The 18,593-nt window shown below is 35.2% G+C and carries 14 protein-coding genes, 2 pseudogenes and 1 riboswitch; of the genes and pseudogenes, 14 read left to right on the top strand and 2 right to left on the bottom strand.

The window, feature by feature from the left end:
- Positions 1–15: 15 nt before the first annotated feature.
- Positions 16–522 (top strand): metallophosphoesterase, encoded by a 507-nt coding sequence (locus tag QUE18_RS10230; protein ID WP_008392693.1) that lies wholly within the window; start codon positions 16–18, stop codon positions 520–522.
- 84 nt (positions 523–606) lie between these two features.
- Entirely contained in the window at positions 607–1,968 is a 1,362-nt protein-coding gene (rlmD, locus tag QUE18_RS10225) for a 23S rRNA (uracil(1939)-C(5))-methyltransferase RlmD (RefSeq protein WP_040344469.1), read from the top strand.
- A 130-nt stretch (positions 1,969–2,098) separates the two neighbouring features.
- Here rlmD and QUE18_RS10220 read toward each other — a convergent pair whose 3' ends face one another.
- Positions 2,099–2,977 (bottom strand): helix-turn-helix transcriptional regulator, encoded by an 879-nt coding sequence (locus tag QUE18_RS10220; protein ID WP_009204307.1) that lies wholly within the window; start codon positions 2,975–2,977, stop codon positions 2,099–2,101.
- Between the two features lie 349 nt (positions 2,978–3,326).
- Here QUE18_RS10220 and QUE18_RS10215 point away from each other — a divergent pair, with 349 nt between their 5' ends.
- From QUE18_RS10215 to QUE18_RS10190, 5 genes and pseudogenes are all read left to right on the top strand, one after another.
- Positions 3,327–4,682, top strand: coding sequence for an MFS transporter (locus tag QUE18_RS10215; RefSeq protein WP_009265762.1), 1,356 nt, complete (start codon positions 3,327–3,329; stop codon positions 4,680–4,682).
- A 68-nt stretch (positions 4,683–4,750) separates the two neighbouring features.
- Positions 4,751–6,652, top strand: a complete 1,902-nt coding sequence (locus tag QUE18_RS10210) for a glycoside hydrolase family 2 TIM barrel-domain containing protein (protein WP_040344480.1) — start codon at positions 4,751–4,753, stop codon at positions 6,650–6,652.
- Complete coding sequence (locus QUE18_RS10205) at positions 6,636–7,589, top strand: beta-galactosidase small subunit (protein ID WP_008392742.1); 954 nt, start codon at positions 6,636–6,638, stop codon at positions 7,587–7,589. The genes QUE18_RS10210 and QUE18_RS10205 overlap by 17 nt, the downstream gene beginning before the upstream one ends.
- A 703-nt stretch (positions 7,590–8,292) precedes the next feature.
- Positions 8,293–8,407: riboswitch (FMN riboswitch) on the top strand.
- 202 nt (positions 8,408–8,609) lie between these two features.
- A pseudogene (gene ribB / locus QUE18_RS10195) lies at positions 8,610–9,209 on the top strand (3,4-dihydroxy-2-butanone-4-phosphate synthase); the annotation flags it as partial.
- A 251-nt stretch (positions 9,210–9,460) separates the two neighbouring features.
- Positions 9,461–10,972 (top strand): IS1182-like element ISClsp3 family transposase, encoded by a 1,512-nt coding sequence (locus QUE18_RS10190; RefSeq protein WP_055073297.1) that lies wholly within the window; start codon positions 9,461–9,463, stop codon positions 10,970–10,972.
- 51 nt (positions 10,973–11,023) lie between these two features.
- Here QUE18_RS10190 and QUE18_RS10185 read toward each other — a convergent pair whose 3' ends face one another.
- A complete protein-coding gene (locus tag QUE18_RS10185) occupies positions 11,024–12,082 on the bottom strand; it encodes an IS701 family transposase (RefSeq protein WP_330377885.1) in 1,059 nt (352 codons plus the stop codon).
- Positions 12,083–12,836: 754 nt separating this feature from the next.
- Between QUE18_RS10185 and QUE18_RS10180 the strand changes: the two genes are divergently transcribed.
- The 7 genes and pseudogenes from QUE18_RS10180 to QUE18_RS10150 all read left to right on the top strand — a co-directional run bounded on the left by QUE18_RS10180 (position 12,837) and on the right by QUE18_RS10150 (position 18,254).
- Positions 12,837–13,148 (top strand): ArsR/SmtB family transcription factor, encoded by a 312-nt coding sequence (locus QUE18_RS10180; protein ID WP_040344333.1) that lies wholly within the window; start codon positions 12,837–12,839, stop codon positions 13,146–13,148.
- A 90-nt stretch (positions 13,149–13,238) separates the two neighbouring features.
- Positions 13,239–14,044: pseudogene (locus QUE18_RS10175) on the top strand (permease).
- 18 nt (positions 14,045–14,062) lie between these two features.
- Positions 14,063–14,455 carry a thioredoxin family protein gene (locus QUE18_RS10170; protein ID WP_009203824.1) on the top strand — a complete coding sequence of 131 codons (393 nt, stop codon included), beginning with the start codon at positions 14,063–14,065 and terminating at the stop codon, positions 14,453–14,455.
- Entirely contained in the window at positions 14,455–15,501 is a 1,047-nt protein-coding gene (gene arsB / locus QUE18_RS10165; RefSeq protein ID WP_009203825.1) for an ACR3 family arsenite efflux transporter, read from the top strand. The genes QUE18_RS10170 and arsB overlap by 1 nt, the downstream gene beginning before the upstream one ends.
- Positions 15,498–15,899, top strand: coding sequence for an arsenate reductase ArsC (locus QUE18_RS10160; protein WP_008392763.1), 402 nt, complete (start codon positions 15,498–15,500; stop codon positions 15,897–15,899). Before arsB ends, QUE18_RS10160 begins: the two co-directional genes overlap by 4 nt.
- Positions 15,900–16,292: 393 nt before the next feature.
- The gene (locus QUE18_RS10155) at positions 16,293–17,318 is read left to right on the top strand and encodes a threonine aldolase family protein (protein ID WP_040344334.1); all 1,026 of its coding nucleotides are present in this window, start codon (positions 16,293–16,295) and stop codon (positions 17,316–17,318) included.
- 180 nt (positions 17,319–17,498) lie between these two features.
- Positions 17,499–18,254 (top strand): hypothetical protein, encoded by a 756-nt coding sequence (locus QUE18_RS10150; protein WP_009203828.1) that lies wholly within the window; start codon positions 17,499–17,501, stop codon positions 18,252–18,254.
- Positions 18,255–18,593: the final 339 nt, after the last annotated feature.

The following is an 18,593-nucleotide window of genomic DNA, read 5'->3' as shown; positions in this document are numbered from 1 at the left end:
ACAAGGAGAAAGTTTATGAGGATATTGGTGATCAGTGATTCCCATGGACGCAATGATGATATCGAGGGAGTTTTAAAACAGGTAGGCGACATCGATATGATGATCCATTGCGGAGATGTGGAACGTGGAGATTCATACATACGAGAAATAGCGGACTGCCCAGTAGTTATGGTCGCAGGCAACAATGATTACTACTTAGATCTGCCAAGCGAAGAAGAAGTGAGAATTGGCGATTATAAAGTATTAGTGACTCATGGACATGGCTATTATGTAAACTCAGGTGTGGATTATTTAAGAGAACATGCTTTGGAATATGGATATGATGTTGTAATGTATGGACATACTCATGTGCCATATATTGAGATTGGGGATGATGTAACGATCTTGAATCCAGGAAGTATATCTTATCCTCGTCAGCCAGGAAGGAAGCCAACATTTCTTATTATGGAGATTGACGAAGAAGGACAGGCACATTATGCCCATGGATATTACAAAGAACAGTTTGACGAATTAATGCTATAATATGAATGATGGAAGTATCGTAGGTGGTATTTCCATCTTTTTTCTGCGATAGGTTTGATTTGATAAGATAAGAAAGGGATGACAATGAAGAAAAAAGATATCATTGAAGGAAAGATCATAAAGACAGAGTTCCCAAATAAGGGAACATTTATCTGCGAAGATCAGAAAGTTACAGTCAAAGGTGTCATTGATGGGCAGACGATTAAAGGGCAGGTTACCAAGAAGAGAAAAAGTGGCTGTGTGGTAAGATTGTTAGATGTATTAGAGAAATCTCCATTAGAAGATGCAAAACCAGTCTGTCCACACTTTGGAATATGCGGTGGATGTTTTTATCAGACGGTATCTTATGAAAACCAGTTAAAGATCAAAGAGGGAATGGTACGTGATCTGTTAAAAGATTATGTCAATGATGATATATGGGAAGAAATTAAAGGAAGTCCCAAAGTGCATGGGTATCGCAATAAAATGGAATTCTCTTTTGGGGATGAGGTAAAAGACGGTCCATTAGCATTGGGAATGCACAAAAAGAACACATTCCATGATATTGTAAACATCACAGACTGCCAGATTGTAGACAATGATTACAATCTGATCGTAAAATGTGCATTAAATATCGCACAACAGATGGAGCTGCCATTCTATCATAAGATGCGTCATGAAGGATATTTCAGACATTTAGTTGTAAGAAGAGCAGAAAGTTCTGGAGATATTTTGGTAAATATTGTAACGACATCGCAGGTAGAAGCAGATCTTACCAAACTTCGAGATGCATTATTAGAATTACCATTGAGTGGAAAGATCATTGGGATTCTTCATACAACAAACGACAGCCTTGCAGATGTGGTACAGGCAGACAAAATAGATATTTTATATGGACAGGATTATTTCTATGAGGAAATTTTAGGATTAAAATTCAAGATTTCACCATTTTCATTCTTCCAGACAAACACATTAGGGGCAGAGGTACTTTATAAGACTGCCAGAGATTTTGTTGGGGAGACAAAAGATAAAGTGATCTTTGATCTGTATAGTGGAACTGGAACGATCGCGCAGATGTTAGCACCAGTTGCTAAGAAAGTTGTTGGAGTCGAGATCGTTGAGGAAGCGGTAGAGGCAGCGAAAGTCAACGCAGAATTAAATGGATTGGATAATTGTGAATTTATTGCAGGAGATGTATTAAAGGTTGTGGATGAATTAGAAGATAAGCCAGACTTTATCGTACTTGACCCTCCTAGAGATGGAATCCATCCAAAAGCGATTCAGAAGATTATTGATTTCGGGGTTGAACAGATGGTATATATCAGTTGCAAACCGACAAGTCTTGCGAGAGATCTGGAGGTGTTTGAGGCAGCAGGATATAAAGTTAAGCGAGCTACAGCGGTAGATCAGTTCCCGAATACGGTTCATATCGAGAGTATGGTGTTGCTACAAAAGGACAATATCTAAAAATCCTTGAATTTAAGCGGTTTGTGAAGCATTTTAGTTTTAAGAAAATAAGTGAAAGTAAATCATCGGACAGATGATAAATTATAGGGATACTTTAATTACAAAGTATCTCTATTTTTTTATACAAAATTTATAAAGAAGAATTGAATACACGTTGTGATATGTTTTTGCGATACTCAGAAGGCGATATTCCTTTTGTCTTTTGAAAAACACGGCTAAAATACAGAGGATTGTCATAACCAATAATCTGTGCGATTTCATTGATATTATATTGTGTATTTTGAAGTAATGCCTCTGCATTATATATTCTTTTTTTTAGAATATACTGTTTTGGTGTAATCCCAGTGTATAATTTAAAATTACGGATAAACCAACTAGTACTAAAATGATTTTCTTTGGCATAATCATCAATATTAATTGGTTCATTATAATGTTCACAAAAGTAAGAGATTGCGTTATCTATTTCTTCGAAAGCATGTGAATTATCAGAATTGAGAGATGATTTAAAATGTCGCTGAAGTCTGATAAAAATCTGTCGTAAATATATTTCAAGCATTTCTTCATAACCATCTTGGCACATTTGCAATTCTTTTATCATAGAACAAAACAGATTTTGATATTCTGCACCGGATCCACAGTGAAAAACTTTTTTATTAGTAAGTCCATAAGAACGAAGCAGGTTCGTGACATTGTTTCCAGTAAAGTGAACCCAGTAAACTTCAGTTTGATCTTTTGCGTAATATTCGTATTTTTGTGGTTCTTTTGGACGATATAGAACCATATGACCAGCATGAACAATAGTTTCTTCATCATTGTTATCAAAATGAAAATGTGCTTTTCCAGCAGCAATATAGAGTAATTGAAAATCTAGTCTACCACGAGGTCGCCATGTGGGGAGTTTGGGACGTGTATATAATTTATAAGTTCCACACATAGTTATGACAAGAGGTTTGGATTTGTCTTTTCGGTCAATGGTTGAATTGTTTAGATATGCATTATTTGTATACATTATAGCTCCTTACATATAGAATGAATCGAAAATATGAAAGATCGATGCAAAAATTCACTTATATTTACTATATAATTTTACCATTTTACAACTATACTGTCTATTTTAATTTGAAATGATAAAAAATATCTCTATATTTATGTAAATTTGATAGAATTTCAATGAAAGTTCAAAAAAGTGTATGTTAAAAATAATAAAAAACAAAAAAATATATACATTTTTTTGTTGATAGTGTTGTTTTGTGTATGTTTTGAATAATTTATGAAATGGTCTTTGACAATAATTATATATATACTATGTATAAAGAAATTGAGAAAACATTATGGTAAATGAAAGGAGAAATTTTTACATGGAAGAGAGGAAATACCTAAAATGGTATAACAAAGTGGGTTATGGATCAGGCGATATTGCAGGAAATGTTGTATATGCATTTCTGACATCTTTTGTAATGATTTATTTGACAGACACCATAGGCTTAAATGCAGGTATTGTCGGTACATTAATTGCTGTATCGAAATTATTTGATGGTGTATCAGATATTTTCTTTGGTTCTATGATTGACAGAACAAAGAGCAAGATGGGAAAAGCCAGACCATGGATGTTTTATGGATTCTTTGGATGTGCTGTAACATTGTTTGGTGTATTTGCTATTCCAACCAGTCTGGGCAAGACTGCACAGTATGCATGGTTCTTTATTGCATACACATTATTAAACGCAGTATTCTACACAGCAAATAATATTGCTTATGCAGCATTGACATCGCTTGTAACAAAGAATGCGAAAGAGCGTGTTGAAATGGGTTCATTTAGATTTATGTTCTCATTTGGTACCAATCTTTTGATTCAGTCCATCACATTTGGACTTGTAGCATCATTTGGCGGTGGGGCAGCAGCATGGAGAATTGTAGCAATCATATACTGTATCGTTGGTATCATATCAAATACATTGTCATGCTTTTCGGTTAAGGAACTTTCTGATGCGGAGCTTAGAGATGGAAAAGAGGAAGAAGACAGTAAGCTTACATTGGCAGAAACATTTAAGCTACTTATATCTAATAAATATTTTGTCATGATTTGCGTTGTATATATTCTTCAGCAGTTAAGAGCAGCTATGCTTAGCGTTGGAACTTACTTTATGACGTATGTGCTTTTTAATCAGAAACTCTTCGGTGTATTCTCGTGGGCAATTAATATTCCATTGATTATAGCACTTGCTATCACACCTACATTGGTTGCAAAAGCAAGAGGAATGTACAAGCTTAATAAGTACAGCTATGTATTTGCTACAATCTGTCGTTTGGGAATTGTTGTAGCTGGATATTTAGGAAGCATTCCTCTTATGTTAGTGTTTACCGTATTAACATCTCTTGGTGAAGGACCTTGGCAAGGTGATGTTGGAGCAGTTATCGCAAACTGTTCAGAGCATACATATCTTAAGACTGGTAAGAGAATTGATGGGTCTATGTTTTCGTGTACATCTTTTGGTACAAAGCTTGGTGGTGGTATTGGTGTAGCACTTTCAGGATGGTTACTGGATGCAAGCGGATATGTTAATAATGTAGCTGTTCAGTCAGCAAGCTGTATCAGTATGATGAATGTTATGTACTTGTGGTTACCATTTGCGTTTGATTTGATTATCACAATCATTCTTTCATTCATGAATATTGAAGGTGCAAACGAACAGTTAAAAGAAAGTATGGAATAAAGAAATAGCCTCCAGAGTGAATATTTACTTTTGGGGCTAAATGTAAAATTAGAAAGCGAGGTATGAAAATGAACGCAGATATCAGATGGATTGATAATCCGGAAATATTCAGAGTGAATCAGATTGCAGCACATAGCGATCATGACTATTTCACAAATTATGAAGCGTTGAACAGCAATTCACATAACTTAATACAATCATTAAATGGACAGTGGAAATTTTGTTTTAGCAGAAATGCGATGAGCAGACCGGCTGATTTTTATAAAGAGGATTATGATACATCATATTTTGATAAGATTATGGTTCCGGGTCATATTGAGCTTGCCGGTTATGATCAGATTCGTTATATCAATACCCTGTATCCTTGGGAAGGTAAGAACTACAGAAGGGGTGCTTACAGTATAGAGAGTGCAGGAGATGGAACAGGAATGTTCAGCGAAGCTGAGTATAATCCGGTTGGTTCGTATATTAAAAAATTTGACTTGGATAAGGAGCTTTGTGGTAAGAGAGTTAGACTGTTCTTTGAAGGTGTGGAGCAGGCGATGTATGTATGGTTGAACGGTGAATTTATAGGCTATGCAGAAGACAGCTTTACACCATCCGAATTTGATCTGACACCATATATCAGGGAAAAGGATAATGTGCTTGCAGTTCAGATTCACAAGATGTGCAGTGCAGCATTCTTAGAGGATCAGGATTTCTTCCGCTTCTTCGGTATCTTCCGAAATGTATCTCTTAGAGCACTTCCGGAAGCACATGTGGAGGATATGTGGTTGAATCCGGTGCTGAATGAGGATAATGTGAGCGGAACATTAAATACAAATATTCGTGTATCTGCTACAGAAAATCAGGATGTGTGTGCACGGATTATATTAAAAAATGTGGATGACCAGGTTATCTTAGAAAGAAATATTGAATTAGAAGATAAAGATGGAGACTTTGTTGGCAGCATATCAGACGATATCAAAGACATTAAAAAGTGGGATGATCATACGCCATATCTTTACAAGGCTTACATCGAATTATTAAAAGCAGATGGAGAAATCATAGAAGTTGTTCCGTACAGAATTGGATTTAGAAGAATTGAAATCAAGAACAAGGTAATGCTTTTAAATGGAGAACGACTGATTATCAATGGTGTTAACAGACATGAGTGGAATCCAAAAACCGGAAGATGCATCGGCTTGGAGGATATGGTTTCTGATATAAACTGTATGACAAGAAACAACATCAATGCAGTAAGAACCTGCCATTATCCGGATCAAATTCCGTGGTATTACATGTGTGATGATGCTGGAATCTATGTGATGGCGGAGACAAACTTAGAGAGTCATGGCTCATGGCAGAAGCTTGGTGCGGTTGAGCCGTCAGTCAATATCCCAGGATCCATTTCACAGTGGAGAGAGGTTGTAGTAGATAGAGCCAGAACAAATTATGAGACGTTTAAGAATCATACATCTATTCTTTTCTGGTCACTTGGAAATGAATCCTATGCAGGTGATGATATTAAGGCTATGAATACTTACTTTAAGGAGAGACAGGATGGAAGACTAGTTCATTATGAAGGCTCCTTCTATACAAGACAGTATGAGGATACCATATCTGATGTAGAAAGTCGTATGTATGCAAAGCCTTATGAGATAAGGGAATATCTGAGCAACCATCCGAAGAAGCCATATCTTCTTTGCGAGTATATGCATGATATGGGAAACTCCTTAGGAGGATTTGATTCTTATATTAAACTGATTGATGAATTTGAAATGTATCAGGGTGGATTCATATGGGATTTTATTGATCAAGCAATTTTAGTAAAAGATCATGTAACAGGAAAAGAAGTTCTACGCTATGGAGGAGACTTTGATGACAGGCCATCAGACTACGAATTCTCAGGAAATGGAATCGTATTTGCTGATCGAAAAGAAAAACCAGCAATGCAGGAAGTGAGGTATTACTATGGCTTATACAGATAAAAGTAAATTAAGAGTTGTATATGGTGATTATACACTTGGTGTACATGGTAAAGAATTTAATTATATATTTTCTTATGCACAAGGTGGATTAGAATCTATAGTAAAAAATGGATATGAATGGTTATATCGCTGTCCAAAGCCTACTTTTTGGAGAGCCTTGACAGATAATGATCGAGGAAGTAAATTTCATATTAAGAGTGGAAGCTGGCTTTCAGCCGATATGTTTATCGATTGTAAAGATGTTCAGGTTTTTATGGATGGTGAAGTACAAAAAATATATGCACCAGATAATAATAGTTATGAAGGAGATGTTTCAGCTGATGAGATCAGGGTTCAATATACTTATGAAACAATCAATACTCCTTCTACAACGGTTGTTGTAACATATACGGTAGATATTACAGGAAAAATTCAGGTGAATGTGCATTATAATGGTGTTAAAGGATTACCTGAATTCCCAGTCTTTGGTATGAGGTTTGTTATGCCAACGTTGGCAGATAAATATTTATATAAAGGATTATCAGGAGAAACTTATCCAGATAGAAAAGCAGGAGCAATAGAAGGAGTCTATGAAGTTTCTGATTTGAGCCTAACACCATATCTTGTTCCACAGGAATGTGGTATGAGAATGGATACAGAATGGGTAGATATTGTAAGACATACGAGTCTCGATAATAGCAGGACAGATTATTCATCTCAAACACTTCGTATTGAGAAAAAAGATGAGCCATTTGCTTTTTCATGCTTACCTTATACAGCATCTGAAATTGAAAATGCATTGCATCATGAAGAATTGCCACCAGCAAGAAGAACGATTCTTTGTATTTATGGAGCAGTTCGAGGTGTTGGAGGCATTGACAGTTGGGGCAGCAATGTAGAAGATGAATATTGTATCAGTGCAGAAGAAGATATAGATTATTCATTTACTATCTGTTAAGCAAAGTAGGGACACATATGAATGTTAAGATTACTAGAGATTGGATAAAAAGCTTTTTTGATTAGGACCAACGGTAGATTTAGTCGGTAAACTCATTAAATCACGAAGTGTTACCGAGAGAAGTGCAACATAGATTATAAAGAGCAGTTGCAAAAAAAATCAATATAATAAAGATAAAATTTGTTTAATATGCATATTTTGTCTTTTTATATATAAACAACTCAAATATTTTTATTATGCCTTGAACATTTTGTTCAGGGCATTTTTAATGAAGACGATAGATAATCGAAAAAAGATTAAAAGAAATTTTTAATCTGAATCATTAATATATCATAATTTTTTATTTGCAATAGTAATTTCTGGGGATAGTTTGCAAAACTAACTTCTGGCTTTGACTTAAATGGACTGGAATTTAGTTTTGCAATTCAACAAAGAATTTTAAAGAAAAAGAGTTAGAAGAATCTTTAGAGAAAGTTGGAATATCTGGGACATAAGGTTTGCGAATTAAGTGGTGGAGAACAACAAAGAATAGCAATTGCAAGAACGATGTTAAAACCATGAAAGATTATACTTGCAGATGAACCAACGGGAAATCTTGATACAAGCAATAAGGAAAAAATTACTCATTAAGACAAATATGCATTAATTAGTTAAAAACTTGACATTAAAATATAAACATATTATAATTACTATACAATTAAATAAAAAACTTCAGGGCAGGGTGTAATTCCCTACCGGTGGTAAAGCCCACGAGCCGTAAGGCATGATTCGGTGAAATTCCGAAGCCGACAGTATAGTCTGGATGAAAGAAGAAAAAAACATGAAAAAGTTTCTTTAACTATGATTAATTGCTCTGGGATATTTTTATTCCAGAGCAATTGATTTATATATAAACAATTCAAATATTTTTATTATGCCTTGAACGTTTTGTCCAGGGCATTTTTTAATGGAGGCGGTATAGGATAATCAATAAAAGAAATCATCAACAAAAACTTTAGAACAATGTTAGGAGGAAACAAGATGGTAACGTTTCATACAATTAAAGAAGCATTAGAAGATTTAAGAAGAGGGAAGATTATTTTGGTAACAGATGATGAGGATCGAGAAAACGAGGGAGATTTTATTTGTGCAGCACAATTTGCAACCACAGAAAATATTAATTTCATGGCAACACATGGAAAAGGACTGATCTGTATGCCAATGTCAGAGGAATATGTAGAAAAACTAAAACTGCCACAGATGGTAGAAAATAATACAGACAATCACGAAACAGCATTTACAGTATCCATTGATCATATTACAACAACGACAGGAATTTCAGCGGTAGAACGTTCGATTACAGCTCTTGCATGTGTTAAGGAAGATGCAAAACCAGAAGATTTCCGAAGACCAGGACATATGTTTCCATTAAAAGCAAAGAAAAATGGAGTATTAGAAAGAAACGGACATACCGAGGCAACGGTAGATTTATGTAGATTGGCAGGTTTAAAAGAATGTGGATTGTGTTGTGAGATTATGAGAGAAGATGGAACAATGATGAGAACGGAGGAATTATCAAAATTGGCACAACAGTATCAAATGAAATTTATAACAATAAAAAATTTGCAAGATTACCGAAAATGCAAGCAAATATAAAAGAAATGTTAAGATATAGGTTAAATAATTGTCATTGATATGTTGGAATGATACTACATGTATATAATTACAGCTACAGTCCATGGACACATCAGCTGAATATATTGTTCAACCTGAGAAACCACTTAGAAATAAGTGGTTTCAGACTGTAGACAAAGTCCCGGTATTTGCCGGGACTTTTACTATGAGCACTGTTTTTCTGGTATAATAAAATTATCAGAAAGGCGGTGTTTTTTATGATGACGAAAAATGCAGACAAGAAACGAGAACAGATGATGATGTTCTCAATGGATTCCATGGTTCCGCAGGATCATATGCTAAGATTGATTGATAAAGCAATCAACTGGAACTTTATTTACGATCTTGTAGAAGATAAATATTGTCAAAACAATGGTCGTCCAAGTATGGATCCTGTTATGCTCGTTAAAATTCCATTTATTCAATATCTTTATGGAATCAAAAGTATGCGTCAGACGATCCGAGAGATTGAAGTAAATGTTGCCTACCGTTGGTTTCTTGGTCTGGATATGCTGGATCCTGTACCGCATTTTTCAACGTTTGGAAAGAACTATTCCCGCCGATTTAAAGACACGGATCTTTTTGAACAGATATTTTCAAAGATTCTGGAAGAATGTATGAAGTATAAGTTGATCAATACGGACGAGATCTTTGTTGATGCAACTCATGTAAAAGCATGTGCCAACAGTAAAAAAATGCGAAAAAGAGTTGCTCATGAACAGGCACTCTGGTATGAAGATGAATTACAAAAAGAGATCAATGAAGACCGACAGGCACATGGGAAAAAACCTCTAAAAGATAAAAATAAGAAGAATCCGCCAACACCTCCCACATCTGGGAATGATCAACATAATGAGCTTGAACAGATACCAGACGATATAAAAACCAAAAAGAGCAGTATTACAGATCCAGAAAGCGGATGGTTTCGCAAAGGAGAACATAAACATGTTTTTGCATATGCAGTAGAAACGGCATGTGATGAACACGGATGGGTCCTTGGATATAGTGTTCATCCTGGAAATGAACATGACAGCCGAACATTTCAAACAATCTATGAAAAGGTGAAAAGTTTTGAACCAGAAATGATCGTGGCAGATGCAGGATACAAGACACCAGCGATTGCCAGACAACTTCTGAAAGATAGGATTGAACCATTGTTTCCATATAAACGACCTATGACAAAAGAGGGATTTTTTAAGAAATATGAATATGTTTATGATGAATACTATGATTGTTACATCTGTCCAGAAAATCAGATTCTAAGATACAGTACAACAAACAGGGATGGATACAGAGAATATAAAAGCTGTGGATATCAATGTGAAAAATGTCCACAGATATCCAAATGTACAGAAAGCAAGAATCATGTAAAAGTGATAACACGTCATGTTTGGGAAAAATATATAGAAAAAGCAGAAGATATCCGACATGTAAGAGGGAATAAAGCAATCTATCAGAAACGAAAAGAAACGATAGAAAGAATCTTTGGAACAGCAAAAGAACACCATGGATTTCGATATACACAATACATAGGAAAAGCACGGATGGAGATGAAAGCCGGGCTTACTTTTGCATGTATGAATCTAAAAAAACTGGCAAGATTTCTTGGTAAGAACGGATTGCTAAATGGACAAAAGCGAAGATTTCTAAGAAATTTTTGGATACAATTTAACTTTAAAGGAAAAAATGGTGCTGGGATGATCCCAGCACCTAGTTTGTCTACAGTCTGAAACCACTTAGAAATAAGTGGTTTTTTGTATAAAAAACACTAGTTTACAACGTTATAAATGACAGACTTGTTGACAAATCAACTGTTTTAAAGCCTTTATCATAGTCTCTGATTTTATATGTGTTTCGATATTTTTCACGAAAGTGGCAAAAAATATCTGTTTACGGATTTCCTGATTTAATTCAAAACGAAACTCCTGTACACTTTTTGTACGGTATTTAGAAAAATATTTATCCTGATAAGGCAGGATCTTCATAGCACAGTAACTGATATTAATCAGGTTTACCAGCATTTCTATTCCCTTGCGACTCCGTACCATATAGTCGCAAAAAGACCAGAACGTTTTCTGGTCATAGTAGCCGATTTCGATCTTCCATCGAAAGGCATATAGTAACAGCGGAATATAGTTTACTGGATCATGATCTGTCTGGTCAGAAGATGAGTGTTCCTCCTCCGTACAAAATACCTTCAGATCTTCTGAAAAGATTGTGCTGAAAAACAGACGTTTTGTGCCGTTTCCTTTTTCAGTATCCGTGACATAAGCAAGAACTTCCCGGTCGCCAAAGATCTTTGTGAAAACCCGGCGGACACCAGTATAATAATCACCGATCTTTTCCTTGGAAAAAGTAAAATCTGTTTCAACGCAAAGCCGTTTTCCGTGCTTGGCAGGACGTCCTCTGCGCCCAGTCCGTGCAGGAGCGAGATCATACATGACAGAATCAATCCTTGCATTGCCAATGAGATCAAGGTTTGGATATTCATCAATAATAGAGACCAGATTTTTCTTTGTATACCAGCTGTCACAGAGAATAATGACATGTTCTTTGCTGAGGAATTCAGGCATGACCTGACGGATCATGGAAGCTGCCAGTTCCAGTTTAGATTCTTTTTTCTGCCACATACGATAGCCAAGAGGAACAGACAGGTAAGATATCTTATCATGATCCAAAACAGGCACGCATAGCATGATACTTACAAAACAGTGTCCATTGAGATAGTTGGAACCATTTTGTGCAGCATGATCAAACAGTTTTGAAACATTTTCAAATTTTTTGCCAAACTTGGATACCATGGTATCATCAACACATAGAAAAACCGGATGTGTTTTCAATGGATCAGTATCAGCTTTAAAGCAGTACGGGCTGTAATATTCATAAAGTTTGAATAATCAACCTTTGCATAGGAACAGGCATAATAAAAAACATTCAATGATCTTTTTGTAATGCCAGATAAAAAATAGTGATACAAAAAGCGAATGGAATGTGCGGATTCCAATGCAAGTATTGACAATATCAGTAGAAAAAGAGAATCCGCTGTAGGTACAGAAAAAGTTTCAAAATAAATCAAAAAATATTGGCGAAGTCTACCAATCAGAGTTTTTTCGTTGTATAATGTTTTTATCGTACAGAATCACTTTCCTCTGTAATGTTTTTTTGTCAAACTCATTATACATCAGAAAGTTCTGTACGATATTTTTTTATGAAAAAAGTTGTAAAGTGGTGTATTACGTAGATACTGTAGGGAAAATGCAAAGAAGATACAAGAATATATTCAAAATCAGTTACACTGGTCGATTGATTTATGCATACTCTCATTATAATATGTGTGCAGGATGTGGATATATGTATCAGATAAAACAGTTATCAAATGGGAACGTGGTCTTAGTATGTCCAATGTTGTATTACTCATACCAATAGCTGATGAGTATTGAACTTAAGAGATAATTGAATATGGAATATGATACGGACACCTTGCAGTAATGCAGGGTATTTTTGTCTTTTATAGAAAATTTACAGTTCTATATATTGATAAGTGTGAATGTATATGATAGAATAAGTGTAGTTTTGCAGGAAGGAGTGGATACTATGAGTTATAAAGAAGATGTTCGTATGATTAAGGCCTTGGCAGATGAAAACAGACTTCGTATTTTGGAATGTTTGCATCATGGAGAAAAATGTGCCTGCGTTATACTTGAAGAGTTATCCATTACCCAATCAACTCTTTCTCATCATATGAAATTGCTTTGCGACTGTGGACTTGTCGATTCGAGAAAAGATGGGCGATGGATGCACTACTCAATTTCAGAGGAAGGGAAAAAACGTTTTAAGGATATGTTTTCTCATTATCTTGAAACCACTGATTCAGATGGTGGATGCAGCTGCGATAAGTGCGAATAATATATACATTAGGCAATCAGGTAAGATTGCCTTTCTCTTAAACGCATACATTGATATATGTAAATCTATAAAACTATCAGGAGGTTAAATATGCAATTTTTGAGTACAATTTGGATATTCATACAAGATCAAATTTTAGGAATGAAATGGCTTAGTTCATTGATTGGTAAGTTCTTATACGCTATTGGTCTTGATACATCCGGGAAGATTGGAGGCAGTGTTCAGTTTTTATCTATGATGTGATAAAAATTGTTTTCTTGCTTTGTGTGCTGATTTTTGTCATTAGTTATATTCAGAGTTTCTTTCCGCCAGAAAGAACTAAGCGGATACTTGGAACATTTCATGGAATTGGCGCAAACGTCTTAGCGGCATTACTAGGAACAGTTATCGAAAAACTTCACCTTGAAAATCAGGTAGAAGAATTTATAAGAAATGCAAAGCAAATCGATATTCTACAGGAAGAACTAACGGTTAAAGACAGAATAAAATATGCGTGGGAGCAGGTTGTTGAAACATTAAAAAAAGTCTTCCCATATATTCTTGTTGGTGTTGGAATAGGAGCCTTTATTCATAACTGGATACCGGAAGATATTATAGTGAGATTTCTTGGTACTGGTAATCCATTTGGTGTCATTATTGCCACAATTGTGGGGGTTCCAATGTATGCAGATATCTTTGGATGTATTCCTATTGCAGAAGCACTGCTTGCTAAAGGTGCAAGATTGGGCGTTGTGTTGTCATTTATGATGGGAGTAACCACACTGTCTCTTCCATCCATGATTATGCTGAAAAAGGCAATCAAACCAAAACTCTTAGGTCTGTTCATTGGAATCTGTATCGTAGGAATTATTATTGTTGGTTATGCATTTAATGCATTTCAATATTTACTTATTTAACAGGAGGAGGAAAAGATCATGTCATTATTTGGATTAGGAAAGAAAAAAGAAGAAGTTAAGGTAGAGCCAGCTTGTGCTTGCAATGGAGAAGTAGCTACTTATGAAGCATCATCATGTTGCTGTGGCGGTCAACAAGTAGAAAACTGTTGTGGTGGAGATAATAAGGTTACAAGCATTAAGGTGCTTGGTGCTGGGTGTAAAAGCTGTCATGATCAGTATGAAAATGTTAAAAAGGCCATTGAAGAACTAGGGTTAGGAATTGAAGTAGAATATATCACAGATATGGAAAAGGTTATGGCTTACGGTGTTATGAGTATGCCTGCCATTGTTGTGAATGAAACAGTTGCTTCAATGGGGAAAGTATTAAAGAGCGCTGAAGTAATTAAGCTGTTTGGAAAGTTGGGATTTTAATGGCAAAGAAAAAGAGTGAAGGGATTAATTTTTTCCAAAAGTATCTTACAATCTGGGTATTTATATGTATGGTAGTCGGAGTAATCATTGGTAAGTTATTACCGGCCATACCTAACGCACTCGGTAATCTTGAAATATCTGGGATTTCTATTCCGATTGCAATACTTATCTGGATTATGATTTATCCAATGATGCTTAAAGTTGATTTTCAGAGTATTAAACAAGTTGGAAAGAATCCAAAAGGGCTTTTCATTACATGGATTACAAATTGGCTAATAAAACCATTTACCATGTATGGAATTGCAACATTGTTCTTGTTTATAGTATTTAAAGGATTTATTGCACCAGAACTTGCTACTCAGTATCTTGCAGGAGCAGTGCTTCTTGGAGCAGCACCATGTACAGCAATGGTATTTGTATGGAGTACTCTTACAAAAGGAAATCCTGCTTATACTGTGGTACAGGTAGCAACAAACGATTTAATCATACTGATTGCATTTGTGCCAATTGTAAAGTTTTTGCTTGGAGTATCAAATGTATCAGTACCCTACGGAACATTGTTTTTCAGTGTGATTCTGTTTGTGGTGATTCCACTTGTTGGGGGTGTATTAACAAGAATAGTTGTAGTTAAAAATAAAGGAATAGAGTATTTTGAAACCACTTTTGTTCATAAGTTTGATAACGCAACTACAGTTGGTTTGCTTCTTACTTTGGTTTTAATATTTGCATCACAAACAGAAGTTATCTTATCAAATCCTTTGCACATAGTGTTGATAGCAGTGCCGCTCACGGTTCAGACTGTTCTTATTTTCTTTATTGCTTATTCAGCGTCAAAGATATTTGGAATGTCACATGACATAGCAGCACCGGCAGGAATGATAGGGGCATCAAACTTCTTTGAGTTAGCTGTAGCCGTAGCTATTGCATTATTTGGTACAACGAGTCCGGCTGCACTTGCAACAACAGTAGGTGTATTAACAGAAGTTCCTGTTATGCTTGCGCTTGTAAAGGTGGCCAATAGTACAAGAGGATGGTTTAAGAAATGATAGATGGAAGAAAAAAGGTAGCATTTATCTGTGTTCACAATTCCTGTAGAAGTCAGATTGCCGAGGCACTTGGAAAACATCTAGCATCTGATGTGTTTGAAAGCTATTCTGCCGGGACAGAAACAAAGCCACAAATCAATCAGGATGCTGTTCGTATAATGAAAAAACTCTATGGAATTGATATGGAAACAAATGGTCAATACAGTAAGTTAATTACAGATATCCCAGACGTAGACATCGCAATTTCAATGGGATGTAATGTTGGATGTCCTTTTATCGGCAGAACTTTTGATGATAACTGGGGACTAGATGACCCTACAGGAAAAGATGATGTGGATTTTATTAAAGTGATTCGTGAAATTGAAGAAAGAATTATTAAATTGAAGAATAGTTTATAATCATTAGCACCTTGCAGCAATGCAGGGTGTTTTTGTCACTTTATAGGAAAGTTCGCCTTTGGCTCCTTTCCAAAAGAAAAATAGCCCACATAAAAGTGGGCAGAGCAAACAGATGATCATGGTTTTAGAAAATATAAAAACCTTCTTCACCAAAATCATCACCAAACACATCTTCATAAATAAGAACTACAGTCATTATTGTTGGAATTATAATGATAGGTATTGGCTGGTATAAAAAATCAAAGAATGATAAAAAGGTATTTCAATATATGAAAGAACAGGATTAAATGAACTATGAACGAAGCTTGTGAGATAGAAAATAATGTTATAGTTTTTCGTTGCAAAAAATTTGTGCTAAAATAGATATCAGAAAGAAAAATGGAGGACAATAATATGATTTCATTTGCAAGTGACTATATCGCAGGGGCACACCCGGTAATTATGCAAAGATTACTAGAAACAAACATGGAAAACTTAAGCGGATATGGAACGGACCAATATTGTGCGCAGGCAAAAGAAAAGATCAAACAGGCATTTCAATGTCCAGATGGAGAAGTCTTTTTCTTAGTCGGAGGCACACAGACAAATCAGGTGATCATCAGCACAATGCTTGCTCCTTACGAAGGCGTGATCGCAGCAAAAACAGGACATGTCAGTGTTCATGAAGCAGGAGCGATTGAATATAGTGGACATAAAGTGATCGAATTAGAAGAAAAGGACGGAAAATTAGCAGCAGAAGATATTAAGAAATGTATCGAAGATTTTTATTCAGACGATAATCACGAACATATGGTATATCCTGGAATGGTTTATATCTCATTTCCTACAGAATATGGAACATTGTATTCGAAACAGGAACTAACAGAGATCTCAAATGTCTGCAGAAACTATGGAATTCCATTATTCATTGATGGGGCGAGATTAGGTTACGGAATTGAAAGTAAAGAAAATAATCTGAGACCAGAAGAAATTGCAGAACTATGTGATGTATTTTATATTGGGGGAACCAAAGTAGGAGCATTATGTGGAGAAGCAGTCGTATTTCCACATCATAATACACCAAAACATTTTGTGACACAGATCAAGCAAAGAGGCGCATTATTAGCTAAAGGAAGATTGCTGGGAATCCAGTTTGATACCCTGTTTACAGACAATCTTTATTTTGAAATCAGTAAACATGCGATTGAGATGGCAGAGAAATTAAAAGAAGTCTTCCATAAGAAAGGATATACATTCTTCTTAGAGTCTCCAACGAATCAGCAGTTTATCATCCTTGAGAATGAGAAGATGAAAGAACTGAGCGAGAATGTAGAATTTGGTTTCTGGGAGAAATACGATGATAACCATACGGTTGTGAGATTTGCAACAAGCTGGTCAACGGATGAAAATTCGATCGATCAGCTGGAAGAATATCTGTAATAAATTTTATTATAGAAGAAATGCAGTTTTGTATGTAGGAAATGCAGAACTGCATTTTTGTTTTATAGGAAAATTTTATGAACGAAAAGTAAAAAAAGTTGATGGATAAATATAGAAATGATATAATGAAAATATGGTAGGTTAAAACAATAAAGGCAGGATAGGAAAGGAAAGTTAACTATGAAGAAATTTTTATCTATGACAGTGTTACTTCTGATCATCGTACTTGCAGGATGTCAGAAGGATCAGACAACAAAGCCAAAGCAGAAGACGAATACAAATGATGCAAAGGTTGTAAAAACAGAGAAACTAGAGACGATGAGCTACGAGGATTTTTACGAGAATCTAAAAGAGGAAGAATTGAACGACTTGGATATCATACAAGTTGCTGATCAGAAAATCACAGCTGTGATAGGTAATTACTTTCTTGTGCTGAATGAGAACAAGAAGAATCATACATATAAGATCAATAAGATCATAGATTTGCATCCATATGGAATGAATTATTATTATAATGAAGAATCAACAATGTTTTATCCATCCAAAGATGGAGAAAAATATCTGATTTATAATGAATGCAGATATAATTCAAAAGATCAAACAATCAATGCTAAAGATGATAAAGAACTTAAGAGTATAGTCATTGATTTAAAGAAAGATGAGGTAACATACCGAAAGGGAAATCATCTGGAAAATTTGAAGAAGAAGGAAGGCGTATCCGAAAATAATTATCCAAAGATAGCAAAATTTTCAAAGGATATGAAGCAGTATGCAAAAAAGAAAAAATATGAGCTGATGACAAACTTCTATTTAAAATCAGGAAAAGACAGATTCTGGGTAATGAAACCATTCTATGAAGAAAATATTTTAGAAGGCAGGATTTTTAGATATCATGAAGGAAAAATACAGTGCGTATTTAAATTTCGGGAACCATAAATATAACGTATCTATTATAAAATGAAAAATGCCATCCATATATTGTAGCTTTGATAAAGAAAAACACAATATATGGATGGCAAAAATAATTGTCGAAAAAACATAAAAAAGCTGTTGACATACTGTATACAGCTGTGGTAAGATAGTCAACGTCGCTGAAAGAGTGGCAGGAAAATATAACATCGGAGCTGATCTGGCTTCTGAAAAGAATAAAAAAACTTCTTGACACAAGTGATCAGATGTGATAATCTATAAAAGTTGCTGACGGAGAACGATCAGAACAATAGAGATCAGATCTGAAAGAAAAGTTAAAAAGTTCTTGACAGATAAGGTCAGAAA

The sequence above is a fragment of the Anaerostipes hadrus ATCC 29173 = JCM 17467 genome (assembly GCF_030296915.1).
Classification (GTDB): domain Bacteria; phylum Bacillota; class Clostridia; order Lachnospirales; family Lachnospiraceae; genus Anaerostipes; species Anaerostipes hadrus.
This window is presented reverse-complemented; position numbering and strand designations above follow the sequence as displayed.